The organism is Kitasatospora sp. NPDC004723 (assembly GCF_040609255.1).
In the GTDB taxonomy this organism is placed as follows: Bacteria; Actinomycetota; Actinomycetes; order Streptomycetales; family Streptomycetaceae; genus Kitasatospora.
This window is the reverse complement of sequence record NZ_JBEXJT010000007.1, coordinates 103,466-116,757: the sequence shown is the minus strand read 5'-3', so window position 1 is coordinate 116,757 and position 13,292 is coordinate 103,466. Positions and strand designations below refer to the sequence as shown.

13 protein-coding genes are annotated in these 13,292 nt (G+C 71.5%); 8 read left to right on the top strand and 5 right to left on the bottom strand.

Annotated elements, in window-relative coordinates; genetic code table 11:
• Positions 1 to 7: 7 nt before the first annotated feature.
• The 3 genes from ABZW10_RS11420 to ABZW10_RS11410 all read right to left on the bottom strand — a co-directional run bounded on the left by ABZW10_RS11420 (position 8) and on the right by ABZW10_RS11410 (position 2,891).
• The gene (locus tag ABZW10_RS11420; RefSeq protein WP_355362829.1) at positions 8 to 160 is read right to left on the bottom strand and encodes a hypothetical protein; all 153 of its coding nucleotides are present in this window, start codon (positions 158 to 160) and stop codon (positions 8 to 10) included.
• Positions 157 to 2,196, bottom strand: coding sequence for a hypothetical protein (locus ABZW10_RS11415; RefSeq protein WP_355362827.1), 2,040 nt, complete (start codon positions 2,194 to 2,196; stop codon positions 157 to 159). The genes ABZW10_RS11420 and ABZW10_RS11415 overlap by 4 nt, the downstream gene beginning before the upstream one ends.
• Before the next feature lie 110 nt (positions 2,197 to 2,306).
• Positions 2,307 to 2,891: an ATP-binding protein gene (locus ABZW10_RS11410; protein ID WP_355362825.1), complete on the bottom strand. Its 585-nt coding sequence runs from the start codon at positions 2,889 to 2,891 to the stop codon at positions 2,307 to 2,309.
• A gap of 196 nt (positions 2,892 to 3,087) precedes the next feature.
• On the opposite strand from ABZW10_RS11410, the gene ABZW10_RS11405 reads away from it, so the two are divergent.
• From ABZW10_RS11405 to ABZW10_RS11375, 7 genes are all read left to right on the top strand, one after another.
• Positions 3,088 to 4,209 carry a helix-turn-helix transcriptional regulator gene (locus ABZW10_RS11405; protein WP_355362823.1) on the top strand — a complete coding sequence of 374 codons (1,122 nt, stop codon included), beginning with the start codon at positions 3,088 to 3,090 and terminating at the stop codon, positions 4,207 to 4,209.
• Between the two features lie 13 nt (positions 4,210 to 4,222).
• The gene (locus ABZW10_RS11400; RefSeq protein WP_355362821.1) at positions 4,223 to 4,804 is read left to right on the top strand and encodes an HD domain-containing protein; all 582 of its coding nucleotides are present in this window, start codon (positions 4,223 to 4,225) and stop codon (positions 4,802 to 4,804) included.
• A gap of 219 nt (positions 4,805 to 5,023) precedes the next feature.
• Positions 5,024 to 5,563 carry a flavoprotein gene (locus ABZW10_RS11395; protein ID WP_355362819.1) on the top strand — a complete coding sequence of 180 codons (540 nt, stop codon included), beginning with the start codon at positions 5,024 to 5,026 and terminating at the stop codon, positions 5,561 to 5,563.
• Positions 5,564 to 5,802: 239 nt separating this feature from the next.
• On the top strand, positions 5,803 to 6,318 hold the full coding sequence (locus tag ABZW10_RS11390) for a GNAT family N-acetyltransferase (protein WP_355362817.1): 516 nt from the start codon (positions 5,803 to 5,805) through the stop codon (positions 6,316 to 6,318).
• A gap of 181 nt (positions 6,319 to 6,499) precedes the next feature.
• Positions 6,500 to 7,168: a class I SAM-dependent methyltransferase gene (locus ABZW10_RS11385; protein ID WP_355362815.1), complete on the top strand. Its 669-nt coding sequence runs from the start codon at positions 6,500 to 6,502 to the stop codon at positions 7,166 to 7,168.
• A gap of 48 nt (positions 7,169 to 7,216) precedes the next feature.
• Positions 7,217 to 7,594, top strand: a complete 378-nt coding sequence (locus ABZW10_RS11380) for a hypothetical protein (protein WP_355362813.1) — start codon at positions 7,217 to 7,219, stop codon at positions 7,592 to 7,594.
• Positions 7,595 to 7,710: 116 nt separating this feature from the next.
• Entirely contained in the window at positions 7,711 to 8,814 is a 1,104-nt protein-coding gene (locus tag ABZW10_RS11375; RefSeq protein ID WP_355362811.1) for a GDSL-type esterase/lipase family protein, read from the top strand.
• A gap of 180 nt (positions 8,815 to 8,994) precedes the next feature.
• Here the strand turns inward: ABZW10_RS11375 and ABZW10_RS11370 are convergent, their stop codons facing one another.
• Positions 8,995 to 10,830 (bottom strand): NAD-binding protein, encoded by a 1,836-nt coding sequence (locus tag ABZW10_RS11370; RefSeq protein ID WP_355362809.1) that lies wholly within the window; start codon positions 10,828 to 10,830, stop codon positions 8,995 to 8,997.
• Between the two features lie 212 nt (positions 10,831 to 11,042).
• Between ABZW10_RS11370 and ABZW10_RS11365 the strand changes: the two genes are divergently transcribed.
• A complete protein-coding gene (locus tag ABZW10_RS11365) occupies positions 11,043 to 11,642 on the top strand; it encodes an HdeD family acid-resistance protein (protein WP_355362807.1) in 600 nt (199 codons plus the stop codon).
• Between the two features lie 71 nt (positions 11,643 to 11,713).
• Here the strand turns inward: ABZW10_RS11365 and ABZW10_RS11360 are convergent, their stop codons facing one another.
• The gene (locus ABZW10_RS11360; RefSeq protein ID WP_355362805.1) at positions 11,714 to 13,240 is read right to left on the bottom strand and encodes a CoA transferase; all 1,527 of its coding nucleotides are present in this window, start codon (positions 13,238 to 13,240) and stop codon (positions 11,714 to 11,716) included.
• Positions 13,241 to 13,292: the final 52 nt, after the last annotated feature.

Below are 13,292 nucleotides of genomic sequence, written 5' to 3'. Positions count from 1 at the left end.
CCTTCTGTCAACGCGAGCGGCTGAGGAGCAGCACGGCGGTGGTGACGAGGTGCAGGAGCGCTGCCGCCGACACCCCGTAGGCCGCCCAGACCCGCTCGCGGTCAGTGTCGGGCGGGCAACGGTCGCCGTCGTCGGAGCCGTCGTCCGGCGGGGTGGTCACGCTCGGCTCCGGAGGTCGCGGAGGACGGCGGTGACCTCGGCGTGGTCGGCGGGGCTGTGGTGCTCGTAGAGGGCAGCGGCGTGGCGGAGCAGCGTGATCGCGTCACCGGTGCGCCCGCGCTCCCGGTCGATGTCGGCGAGCCACACCAGGATGCGGGCCTCCCAGAGCCGCGCGTCCTGCTCGCGGAAGCCGTCCAGGGCGGAGGCGAGGACCGGTCGGGCGTCCGTGCCGCGGCCGTCGGTGGCGAGGATCCGGCCGCGCCAGGCGCGGGCCTTGGAGGAGTTGAGCGGATCGCCGGTGGCCAGGAGGCCCCGTTCGGCGACGGAGAGCCGGTCGAGGACGGTGGCGGCGTCCTCGCCGAGGACGGCGTCCGTGAGGGCCAGTTCGAGGTGGGCCAGGGCTGCACCACGGGGGCGGCCGAGGTCGAGGTAGAGCGTCCGCGCGCGGCTGAAGTGCTGACGGGCGAGGGCGTGCGCGGCGGCCTGGCGGTAGGCCGCGCCGAGGTCGTGGTGGTGCTGGGCGATTCCGGCCCGGTCGTCGGTCTGCTTCGCAGTCGCGAGGGCCTGGTGGCAGTCGGCCAGCGCGTCGGGGACGCGGTTCAGCGCGCGGAGGACGGTCGCACGCCCGCCGAGAAGTTCGCGGTACAGGCGTCGTCCGGTGTCGGTGGCCGGGGTGCCGAGGGCGGTGAGCGCGGCGAGCGCGCGGTCGTGGTGGTCGAGCCACTCCCGGTAGTGCCGGGCGCGGAGGTAGTGGGGCCAGGCGGCGAACACGAGGTGGGGGACGATCACCGGGTGGTGGGTTTCGGCGGCGGTGAGCGCGGCGTCGAGGTGGGGGCCGCGGACGCGGAGAAAGTCCAGCGCCTGGGTGGGTGTCGTGATCCCGACGCGGTGCGGCGGGGGGAAGGAAAGGGGTGCGGCGAGCGGGTCACGGTACGGGACGGCCAGGCGGGCTGCCTCCATGGTTTCGGCAGTCAGCCAGTCGAGGGCGCGTCGGACGGCCTGGCCTTCGTCCTCCTCTTCGGCGGCGCGGGCTGCCGCGTGTGCGCGGACTCCCGAGGACACGAACTCCCATCGCCCGGTATCGGTGCTCGGGGCGACGAGTAGCTGCGCCTGGGCGAGGCTGCTGAACGCGGCTTCGGTGGTGGCTGGGTCGAGGCGGGCTGCGGCACCGGCCATCGCGAAGTCGACCGTGGTGTCGGCGCTCGGCAGCAGCCCGGCGATCCGGTAGACGCGGGCAGCGGTGGCGTCGAGGGTGGCGTAGGTGCCGGTGAGGGCGGTGGACACGATGCTCTCCGTACGGGGCTCGGGGAGGACGGTGGGGACGCCGACGGCCAGCCGGGCACCGGCCAGGGCGAGTGCCTGCGGTATGCCCTGGCAGGCCTCCGTGAGTTCGGCGATCCGGTGGTGAGGGAGTGCCCTGCCGGCGACGCTGAGGAGGAGCTGCCCGGCGGCATCGGCGGGCAGGGGCCCGAGCCGGTGGTGGTGCGTCCCGGCGGCCAGCAGTTCCGGCAAGGGCCGGCGAGCGGTGATGATCACGAGGCCGCAGGCGGACGGAAGCAAGCGTTCGGCCTGCACGGCGGTAGCCACGTCGTCCAGCAGTACCGCTACACGCCGCCCAGCGGTCAGGCTCCGGTACAGGTCGTGCGCCTCGTCGGCGTCGGTGGGCACGCCAACGCCCAGGGCCCGGAGCCAGCGAGCGATGATCGCGTCCGGCCTCGTAGGGCCGGACGCGCTGCTGCCACCGAGGTCGGCGTGGAGGTGCGGGCCGGGGGTGTTCTGGCCGTGGAGGAGGTCGACGGCCAAGGCGGTCTTGCCCATCCCCTCGGGCCCGGTGATGAGAACGGGCAGAGGCTCCTCGGTGGAGAGGAGCGCGGAAAGGCGCGCCCGCGCCTCGACCCGATCCGCCAGCGGCCTCCGACGGGGAAGCAGCCGCGGCACCGGCGGGGACGGCGGTGCGGGCAGGGTGATGCCTCCGGCGATCGTCCCGGCCTGCACGATGATCTGGGCGTGCGAGTCGGTGACGGAGTTCTCGATCAAGGTTCTTCTCGTTATCAGTGAAGTGCCGATGCTCAGAGCCAGCAGCTCCTCCTGTCCACCAGACACGAGGAACCGACGACCAGGTCGAGCCGCCGGACGGGAAGGTCGGATCACACGGCGGACCGGAGGAGATCCGGGACAACACCGATCTCGGGAGCGGGCTGCGGACCGATCACGGCCCACACCCGCTTGCCGGTGCGATGGGGCTCGTAGCCGCTCGCCTCGGCATACGCACTGATCAGCCGAAGGCCCCGTCCGGACTCGTCCTCGGCGCCACTCTCGCGAACCACAGGGGCCTCGGCAGCTCCATCTGTGACCACGACGGTGATCCGACTGCCTTCCAGCCACATATCGACATCGATCAAGCCAAGGACAGGACGGCCGTACCGGCTCGCGTTGGTCACCATCTCGGTGAGGACCAGCGTTGCGGCAAATGCCTGGTCATCGTCCCGGGCGAAGTCCCACGACTGGAGGACCTTGAGAACGTTTGCGCGAAGGGCCGGAACCGCGCCCGGACCTCGGTCGACCGCCCATCTGGCTCGCTTTGTACCGATCGAGCCCTGAGGACACGGCTGCAACCTGATCTTGGTGGTCACTGCCACCACCGATTCTCCGCGCGTTTGAGCCGTCGCGGCGACATCCATGGGCCGGATCGCGGAAGCGCCGACCTGGTCTCCACACTCCTGACCGCTCATCCCAGGAAGCGAAACTGGACCCATCACGGAACCTCCGGGTGGAACGAAAAAGCTCTTCCGTCACCCGTTCGGGGAAGACCGGGGCACTTCACAGGGCCTCCGGATAGCCTCGACCGGGACGACTACGACGGTAGAAGTCCGAGACCAGAACGTGCAGTGACTGCTAGTACGAGTACGCCGGCGCGAACTCCCGAAGGTGGGGGCTCCTGTGCAATCCAGACCTGACCGATCCCTGACCGCCGGTCAGGGAAGCTCGTGCCGCCCACGTTCGGGCGTAGTCTCCGGCTATGTCCTCCGAGTGATACGAGAGCAGCAGGGCCTCACGCAGGAAGGCTTCGCGGAACTGCTCAGGGTCTCGGTGGACACGATCGCAGGATGGGAAAGTGGTCGGCGGCCGCTCACCGCCGTGCCGGTCGGACAGATGCTCGCGACCCGCCATCGGCTTATGCGGTTGGGCGCCGCACCCACACTTCTCCGTACCTTTGAACATGCCCTTGAGGCCGACGTTCTCCTCGCCGGTGCTCTTGAGGACAATGTGTCGGTAGCAACAAGCCCGCTTGGGTCGATGGTGATGCAGCGCGACCTCATCGAGGTCCTGACGTGGCCGCTCAGTGGCCGGGCTCCCCGGGGTATCCGTCAGCTTCCGGCACCTGCCCGATCGCGGCGAGGTCCCGCACCGGCCTGCCCAGAACTCTCCGTTACTGAATGCGTCCAGTTCTTCACCAACATGCGGCGCACCGCAGAGGAAGCTCGTGGAAATGATCAGTTTCTGCTCCGCCGCCAGGCGCTCTACCTCGCGGGTCTCGACGACCAGAGCGACACCAGTTCGTGGCTGGCCCATCAGCAACGGACAGAAGCACCGACTGGCTGGCTGAGCACCTGGCTCAACCTACGCTCCGTTGCGATGGTCGCCGCTCGGCACGGCGACCAAGACCGTCTCGCGTACTTCATCAACACCGCCCTCGCCGATGACGCCGGCGCCACTGCGAACCTCAACTACTGGGCATACTGGATCGGTGAGCTTCCGCTGGAGCTCTCCGACAAGTTCATTGCGGACTCAACGCCGGCACACTGGTCCGGACACAAGCTGCTTGCACACCTGGCTGAAGGTCTCAATGTCGATCACGGGTACCTTGACCTGAATATCCACACGGTGTGGTCCCTGCTCCAGGTACGGCCGAACCTGCTGCGCTTGGGAGTAGCGACAACTGTCCTCCGCGACAGGCTTCCCATGATGTTGGATAGCGCTGAGGTCTCGGCGCGCGGGCGGCGTGAGCTCGAGAGCATTCGCTACGCAATTCGCCTCGCCGAGGCGTGAGAGGAGTCCGAGGGTGTCTGCTGATCTTGCCTCGGTGGCGCGGTTCCTGTTCGAAGCCGGGACGCTCAAGTACACCAAGCGCACAGGCTGGTGGATGGCGGGCGTCCGGGATCCCGAGTCGGTCGCCGAGCACTCCTGGCGGACCTCGCTCCTCGCCTCGATTATCGCCAAGCTCGAAGGCGCCGACCCCGCGCGGGCGGCGTTCCTCGCCACCTGGCACGACGTCGCCGAGACGCGGACCGGCGACGTCAACTACGTCGGGAAGAAGTACGCGACCAGCGCCGACCCGGAAGCGGTTACCTCCGACCAGGTCGCCGGCATGCCGGAGGTACTGGCGTCCACAGTGCGGGACCTGGTCTCCGAATACGAAGGCAACGAATCACCCGAAGCGGTCTGCGCCCGCGACGCCGACAAGCTGGAGTGCCTGATCCAGGGTGTCGAGTACGTGGCCCAGGGCTATATGAACGCCCAACGCTGGATCGACAACAGTCGCGCGCGGTTGACCACGAAGACCGCCAACGAACTCGCCGACGCCATCCTGGCGACCGACTCCCTGGATTGGCTCCGCCACGCCCTCGGGGAGAAGCCCAGCTGAATCAACCCACCCACGCCGCTGGAACCGTTCACGATCGGGAGGGGCACTGACGAGCGATGGGATCCACCACGATGGGGCATCATGCAGCCCTTCCCCGACTCGCCCCGATACGACTCCATGCTCGGCCCGATCACGTGATCCGTCGCCTGGCCTTCCGCACATCCTGGTAGTCCGTTCCGCAAAGGCCGAGATGCGCCATCACACAAAGGGAGTTCAGGCTTGTCCCAGCACCGCAAGCCGTTCCTCTACGTGGTCGTCTGTGCCTCGGGGGTCGCCGACGGGGTCGGCGAGCTGATCGCGGCAGCTCAGGCCGATGGCTGGGAGGTCGGGGTGATCGCCACGCCCAACGCACTCGGACTGCTCGATCGGACGGCCGTCGCAACACAGACCGGCTACCCGATCCGCTCCGCCTGGCGCACACCCGGAGCTCCCCGGCCATTGCCGCCGGCCGACGCCATCGCCGTCGTCTCCGCCACGTTCAACACCATCAACAAGTGGGCCCAGGGCATCGCCGACACACTCGCACTGGCGATCCTCTGCGAGGCCTACGGCCAGGGCATCCCCGTAGCCGTACAGCCCTACGTCAACTCCGCCCTCGCCGCCCACCCGGCGTACGCGGAGAGCCTGGCCCGACTCCGTTCCATGAACGTCCTGATCGGCAACGCCGTTCCCCACCCACCCAAGTCCGGAGGAGCGCGCGACCAGTACAGCTGGACCCACGTCCTCGACCTGCTCCGCCCGGTCCTACGTTCGAGGTGAGGCCCATGGCGCCGCCAGGGCATCGCAACCCTCATGCACCGGGCACTCGTCGAAGGGCTCGACAATGCACGGGTGAGGTTGAACGGCCGACCGGATGCGACCGCAGCTCAGGCGGCCTACCGTTCATGGGGCTATCGGCGAGTCGGAGCCGCGATTCCTTGGGAGGGCGCGGCTCGGAACGAGGTGATGATCCTGGCTCTGACGAATGTTCCGGAGAGCGACACCATGACGAGGTCAATGTGATCGAACTGCGTCACTACCAGAAGGACTCGCTGCCCGAGGGCTTCCGCCAACTGCTCCTCAACGTCCACGCGGACGCCTACGCGGCGGAGTTGGTGGAGGATGAGTTCGTACAGCGCTTCCCGTGGTTCGTCGACCACTGGACGAGCCTGAACGGCTTCACCTGTGTGGTCGCGTACGACGGCTCCGAACCGGTCGGCTTCGCCTACGGGGCACCGCTGACCACCGGCCGGGAGTGGTGGCGCGAGCACATCGTCAACCCTCCGGAGCGGTGCACCACCTTCGGCTTCTCCGAGCTGATGGTCCGCCCGGCCTGGCGCGGGAAAGGACTGTCCGCCCAGCTCCAGACCGCGTTGATCGACAATCGGCCCGAGGGCCTGGCCGTACTCCTCGTCGACCCCGACCACCCCAAGGTGCAGAGCCTGTACGAGTCCTGGGGCTACAGCCGGGTCGGCTTCCGGCAGCCCTTCCCGGACTCGCCCCGCTTCGCCGTCATGGTCCGCACGCTCCGATGAGAGCCTGCGGACCGCCGGCGGATCACCCGTCCTCCTGCTGATCGACCAGGCCGACATCGGCGGATCGGCTACGGACAGTGCGGTGTCGAGCCGCTGGAGCACCCGGTGGACCTTGTGGCTCCGGTCCCGAACCAGGCCGCTGCCGCCGGCCCCTCACCAGTGACAGCACAGAGGAGATCCGTTGCCCGCACGGCATGACATCGAATCGGAGCGCGAACTCTGGGACACGTACGCGGCCGGGATCAAGGACGAGGTGTTCGAGGCGGGCCCGGTGTTCCGCTGGACGCAGTACGCCGGCCATGGGCCCGGGGCGGAGTTGCTCGGGTCGCCGGACAGTGCCTTGGAGATCGGGTGCGGCACCGGGCGGGCGATGGCCGCGCTGGCCGGGCGGGGCGTGGAGGTCACGGGTGTTGATCTCTCGCCCGTCATGGTCGGCAGGGCCTCCGAGCGCTGGGGGTCTTCCGGCGTCCGGGTCCACTGTGCGGAGGTGCTGGACTACCTGCGCGGCACCGACGCGACCTGGGACGCGGTCTACTCGGTGTTCGGGGCGGTCTGGTTCACGGACCCGCTGAAGCTGCTCCCCCTCGTCGCCTCCCGTCTGAGCCCCGGCGGCGTCCTCGCGTTCTCGCAACCCCCCGCGATTCCCGGCGCCTACGGTCCGCAAGGCATGTACAAGGGTGGCTTCGCCGGGAAGGCGCTGTACACGTACCGCTACTCCTACACGCCCCGCGGGTGGCTCGGCCTGCTCCGGCGGAGCGGGTTCGAGTCGGTGGAGGCTTCGGTGCTCGACGCCCCGACCGAGGGGCACATCGGGACGCTGATCGTGACGGGAAGGACTCCGAGGGGCTGACGCCGAATTCCTTGGACCGTGCCGTCGAGGGCGTGATCCACTGCGCTCATGAGCTTGTTGGTACATGTCTTCGTCGTCGGCGCGGATGGGGAGAGGCAGGTGCAGGACGTTCCGGACGGATACTTCAACGGTGCGGGCCCCGAGAGTTGGCGCACGCGGGTGTGGGGCTCGGAGGTCGTCCGCTCGCTGGGGGCCGGGTTCCTTCCGGTCCTGGCCGAGGGGGACCTGTGGGTCGAGCCCGAGCAGGTCCCCGCGTTGCTGCGCGAGTGCCTGATGCTGCGCGACAACCTGGAGAGGGTCGTCGCGGGCATCGGCCCCGTGATGTCGAACCAGGAGCCCGGGACCGCGGTCTCGGAGCGGTTGGCGATCATCGGGGAGGTCGCCGGGCGCGCGGCTGCGACGGGAGGCGGTGTCGTCATCTGGTGAGCGCGGAAAAGCACTTGCGCGGCGGGATACGCTGCTTCGGTCGTTGACGAAGCAGCGGAACGGGCGGGCGTGACGTGACTGGCGAACTGCGTGAGATCCCACTGATCGGCGGTCCGGTGAGGTTCCGCGGAGCGCTGGATCTGGAGCGGACCGAGGCCGGTGTGCTGCCGTGGCGGCTGCCCCTGTGGACGCGGGCGCAGTTCCCGGACGACTCCGTCGAGCGGATCGCCACGCTGTCCTCGGGGGTCCGGTTGGCGTTCGTGACGAGCGCGACGGTGCTGGAGGTCGAGGCGCTCACGACCGTCACCCAGTACGACGGCAGTGCCGGACACTCTGCGCCCGGGGCCCTGGAGCTGGTGGTCGACGGGGTCCGGTTGCGCAGGGCACCGCTGCTCGCGGGCAAGGTGTCGCAGGTGTCGGTCGGGCGCAGCAGGACGGTCCCGGGCCCGAGCTGCCGCGTGACGTTCGATCAGCTGCCGCCGGGCGAGAAGGCGATCGAGATCTGGTTGCCGCAGCAGTCCCGTACCGAGGTGGTCGGCCTGTGGGCCGATGCCGCGGTCGGGCCGCCGTCGGCGACCGGTCGGCGCAGCTGGCTGCACCACGGCAGCTCCATCAGCCACTTCCCGGAGGCCGACTCGCCTTTCGACACCTGGCCGGTGATCGCCGCGGGTCTCGGCGGGGTGGAGCTCGTCAACCTCTCGCTGGCCGGTAACGCCCGGCTCGACCCGTTCGTGGCGCGTGCGATCCGGGACGCGCCGGTCGACCTCATCAGCCTCAAGCTGGGTCTCAACGTCGTGACCGGCGCCTCGTTCCGACGGCGTTCCTTCGGGCCGGCGGTGCACGGCTTCCTCGACACGATCCGCGAGGGGCACCCCGATACCCCCCTGCTGGTGGTCTCCCCGGTGATCTGCCCTCCGGTCGAGGGCACCCCCGGCCCGGTCACCATCGCCGCCGACGGACGCTTCACCGCGCTCGGCGCACCCGCCGACGTCCCGGGCGGGGCGCTGACGCTCGACGTCGTACGCGAGGAGCTGGCCCGCATCGTGAGCGCTCGCCGGGTGCACGATCCGAACCTGCACCACCTCGACGGCCGTGACCTGTTCGGCGAGGGCGACATCCCCGACCTCCCGGACGGCCTTCACCCCAACAGCGCCGGCCACCGCCGCATCGCCGAACGGTTCGCCGGGATCGCGTTCACACAGGCGGGTCCGTTCGCCTGATCACACACGGGCGGGGTGGTCAGGTCGGCCAGGTCGGCCGGGTTCGTGCGGTCGGCCGAGGTGGCGACGGCGGCGGCCGAGGGCGACGGCGGGGCCGCCGACGATCCGTTTCCGTCCATTCGCAAGCGGAATGAGACTCTCCGTGGTACGTTCACGCGCCGCGCCGGGGAGGCCCCTGGCTCAGCCGTCGGCCGTCAGCGCGGTGTTCAGGCGGGCCAGGCCGCTGCGGGTGGCGGCGACCACCACCCGGTCGCCGGGCTCCAGGGCGCGGGTGCGGTCGGCGTAGCGCCACTGGTAGAGCTGCGGGTTGCGGGCCAGTCGGACGGCGAGGACGCGGACGCCGCCCGGGTCCTCCAGGTCGTGGCGGTTGAGGCCGATCAGGCCGCTGCCGAGTTCGGCGGACAGCTCGGCGATCAGCAGCACGTGCCGGAACACCGAGAGCGTGCCGAGCACCTCGCGGCCCATCAGCGCGGCGGCGAAGGCCGGGGCGGCGAGGTAGGAGGTGGAGCGCGAGGCGACGTTGTCCAGGGTCGCGTACACATGGCTCGCGAAGCTGTCGTCGAAGAGCCGCAGCACCACCCGGACGTCGGGCCGTTCGGCGCGCGCCTCCAGGGCCGCCTCCAGGTTGGTGGCGTCGTCGCCGCTGACCGCGACCACCGCGCGGCTGTGCTTGAGCCGGGCCCGGCGCAGCTGTTCGGCGAGCGGGCCGTCGTCGACCACCACCGGGACGCCGAGCGCGCGGACGGCGGAGATGCCGCGTGCCTGCGGGTCGCTCTCCAGGCCGACCACCGGCACGCCGAGGCCGTGCAGTTGGCTGACCACCCGGGTGCCGACGTTGCCGAGGCCGACCACGACGACGTGGTCGCGGGTGCCGGCGCCCGGGTTGCGGGGCTGGCCGCGGCGGCCGGAGGCGAGCACCTCGACCGCGATGGCGGTGGCGACCGGCGCGAAGGTGATGCCGCAGAAGGTGATCATCACCTGGGCGACCCGCTGCCAGGCGCCGCCGGTCCCGTCGGGGGAGCCGGGCTGGTCCGGCTGGGCGGCGCCGGCGAGGTCGAGCAGCGAGGCGTAGAGCGTCCAGGCGAAGTTGCCGTTGAGGTGCCAGAGCAGGGCGAAGGCGAGCAGCACCGCGACCAGGGCGGTGATCAGCACCAGGCGCAGCCGGGCACTGGTGAAGAAGCGCAGGGTGTCGAGCACCCGCCAGCGCAGCCGCCGCCACCAGGCGATCCGTACGGCAGGTTCGACGGGGAGGGTCTGCAGGGCGGCGATGCCGCCGCCCGGGCCGCCCGGGCCGCCCTGACCGTCCGGGCCGCCCTGCCCGCCGGAGCCGGCGGCGCGGCGGGCCTCGGTGCCGGAGCGGATCGGCCCGTCGTCGCCGAACTCGCTGGCCAGCCGGACGAAGGAGGCGGAGTCGCCGCCCTGGTCGGGCAGCAGCCGGATGCGGTCGAGGTCCTGGGGGTCGATCCGGTCGGCGACGACGCAGAGCCGGTCGGACGTGATGTCGTCGTCGTAGGCGATGTGCAGGAAACGGTCGCCGACCTGGACGGAGTTGGGGCGCGACAGGGCGGCGTCGGCGAAGGCGGGGGCGGCGGTGGCGGAGCCCGACAGCGCGGTGCCGTTCCTGAGCAGGCGTTGGATGTTGGCGCCGAGCCGCTGGTTGAACATGCGCAGGACGATGCGGATGCCGGGATTGTGTCCCTGCGCGGAGAGGGCGGCGTGGATGTTCCCCTGGTCGTCGCCGTCGACGAAGGCGATGCCGCGCGCGGTCTCCACCCGGACGGCGCGCAGCGCCTCCTCGGTGACGCTGCTGTACTCGACGACGGCGGCGACGCCCTCCAGCTGTTCGATCCGGGGCGCGTGGTCGCGGGCGCGGTCCGGAACGAGGACGACGACCGGTACTTCGTAGTGCTCGACGAGTTCGAGTGCCAGGCGGTGGGCGAGCGCGTTGCCGCCGCAGACGATGTAGTGCTGGCTGATCGGCTCGACCGGAGGGGTCCCCCACCCTTCAGAAGTCACATCGACGGATCTTATCGATGTCGGATGTGGCGCAGATGGCGTTCCGGCAACTCCGGGGAGAACCTGTCGGATCGCCCGAACGGGTGTATCCGGCGCGCGGGACGGGGCGTGCGCGGCGATCGTGAGGAGCACCCGCCCGCCCGCGCGCCGAGGGTGCCCGCTCGCACGCCCGGGCGCCCGCTCCGCTGCAAGCTCCCCTGGAGGACGCCACCGTGGTCTCCCCGATCATCACCCCCGACGGCGACCCCGTGCAGGGCCCGCTCGGACTGCTGGCCAGGGCCGCCTGGCAGGTCCTGCTGGTCGCCGGACTCGTCTCGCTCGGCCTCGGGATCGTCGTGTTCGTCTGGCCGGAGGAGACGCTGCTGGTGGTCGGCGTGCTGTTCGGCCTCTACCTGCTGGTCATCGGCATCGTGCAGCTGGTCGCCTCGTTCGGTACGCACGCCACCACCGCGATGCGGGTGCTGGCGTTCATCAGCGGGGCGATCTGTGTGCTGCTCGGCCTGCTGTGCTTCCGCAGCGCGGCGCAGTCGGTGCTGCTGCTCGCGATCTGGATCGGCATCGGCTGGCTGTTCCGCGGCATCACCCAGCTCGCCGCCGCCGCCTCGGACCCGACCATGCCGGCCCGCGGCTGGCAGGCGTTCGCGGGCGGGGCGAACACGCTGGCCGGTGTGCTGCTGATGGTCTTCCCGGCCGGTTCGATCACCGCGCTGACCGTGCTGGCCGGCTGCTGGCTGGTGATCCTGGGGCTGATCGAGATCGCGACGGCCTTCCAGATGCGCAGAACCGCCAGGCAGATCCCCTCCGGCGTCTGAACGCGTCGGCGCGGCGTCGGCCGGGGCTGCGGCCACGGCTACGGCTACGGCTACGGCTACGGCTACGGCTCTCAACGCCAGAGCGGCTCGTCCGTGCCCCAGCGCCCCGGCGGGCGCTCCCAGTCCGCCGGGGCGCCCGCGTAGCCGATGGGCGGCAGCGCGTGCCGGAGCCGGCCGTACGACGTGTCGGTCTCGGTGAGCCACCGGGCGGGGTCGTAGGGCTCGGCGTTGGGCGGCCGGTGCGGGTCGGCGGTGGGCGCGATGCCGTGCAGCAGCCAGGAGGCCGTGCCGGCGAGCGAGTAGCGCAGGTGGCGTCCGCCCGGCCGGACGGTGCGCTGGTCGATGAGAGCGCGCAGCACGCCGCCCGCGACGAGGTAGCCGGTGCCGTGGTCGAGGGCCTGGGCGGGCAGGGCGCCGGGGCGGCCGTCGGCGCCGGCCTCGGTGGCGGCGATGCCGCAGCCGGCCTGGACCAGGCTGTCGAAGCCGCGCCGTCCGGCCCACGGGCCGGTCCAGCCCCAGGCGTTCAGCTGGGCGACGACCAGGCCGGGGCGGCGGGCGGACAGGGAGTCGGGCGCCAGGCCGTACGCGTCCAGCGCGCCGGGGCGGTAGGCGGTGACGACGACGTCGGCGGTGGCGAGCAGGTCCTCGAAGGCCTCCCGGTCGGCGCGCTCGGCGAGGTCGAGGCGGGCGGAGCGCTTGCCGAACCCGGTGTCGGCGTGGGCGTCCTCGGCCTCGGGCAGCTGCGGCGCGTCGATGCGCAGCACGTCGGCGCCGAGCAGGGCGAGGGTGCGGGTGGCGACCGGTCCGGCGATCACCCGGGTGAGGTCGAGGACGCGGATCCCGGCGGCGGGCCGGTCGACGGGGGCGGGGCCCAGCGGCCGGGGCGCGGTGTCGTCGACGGCGTGGACCTCGACCAGCGGGAGCGTGGTGTCCCTGACCGGCGCGACCGCGACGGCGAGCGCCCCCGCCGCGTACGCGCGCTCCTGGACGGCCGCGGCCGGGAGTTCGCGCAGCACGGCGGCGAGCCGGTCGGGGCCGGTGCCTTCGGGCAGGCCGAGGGCGGTGAGCAGCCGCTCGCGGTGGTGGGGGTAGTTGGCGTGGGTGCGCAGCCAGCCGTCGGCCGTCGGCCAGAAGCCGGACAGCGGCGCGAAGGAGACCGGGGCGCGGCCGTCGATCCGCAGGTGGCGTTCGCTGACGAAGGCGGTGGCGACCGCGCCCTGGTCGATCCGCACCTGCGGCACGAGTCCGGGGCCGGCGGAGCCGGGGCCGGCGGAGCCGGGGCCGGCGGAGCGCAGTGCGGCGAGTTCGGCGGCGGCCAGCGAGCAGGCGGCCACGGTGGCCCGGGCCAGCCGCCGCACGGGCAGCCGGGAGGGCAGCACCGCGTCGGGGCCGTGGAAGGAGACCCGCTCCAGCAGCGCGCTCGGCCCGCCGAGGGCGCGCCAGGCGTCGGCGGTGGGGCCGTCGACGGCAGGGTTGCCGACGCCGGGAATGTCGACGCCGGGAATGTCGTCGCCGGGGCCGCCGGCGGTGGGCGAATCGGTGGCGGAGGACAGCACGTCGTCGGGGCCGGTCGGTGCGGGGAGCGGACGGTCGGTCATGTGCGCATTGTGCTCCGCATGGTGGGTAGGCGCAGTGATGTCCGCCACCGCA

Coding starts and splice junctions, on each gene's coding strand:
- ABZW10_RS11360 (WP_355362805.1), bottom strand. CDS start 13,240: ATGACCGACCGTCCGCTCCCCGCACCGACCGGCCCCGACGACGTGCTG.
- ABZW10_RS11380 (WP_355362813.1), top strand. CDS start 7,217: ATGAGCTTGTTGGTACATGTCTTCGTCGTCGGCGCGGATGGGGAGAGG.
- ABZW10_RS11410 (WP_355362825.1), bottom strand. CDS start 2,891: ATGAGCGGTCAGGAGTGTGGAGACCAGGTCGGCGCTTCCGCGATCCGG.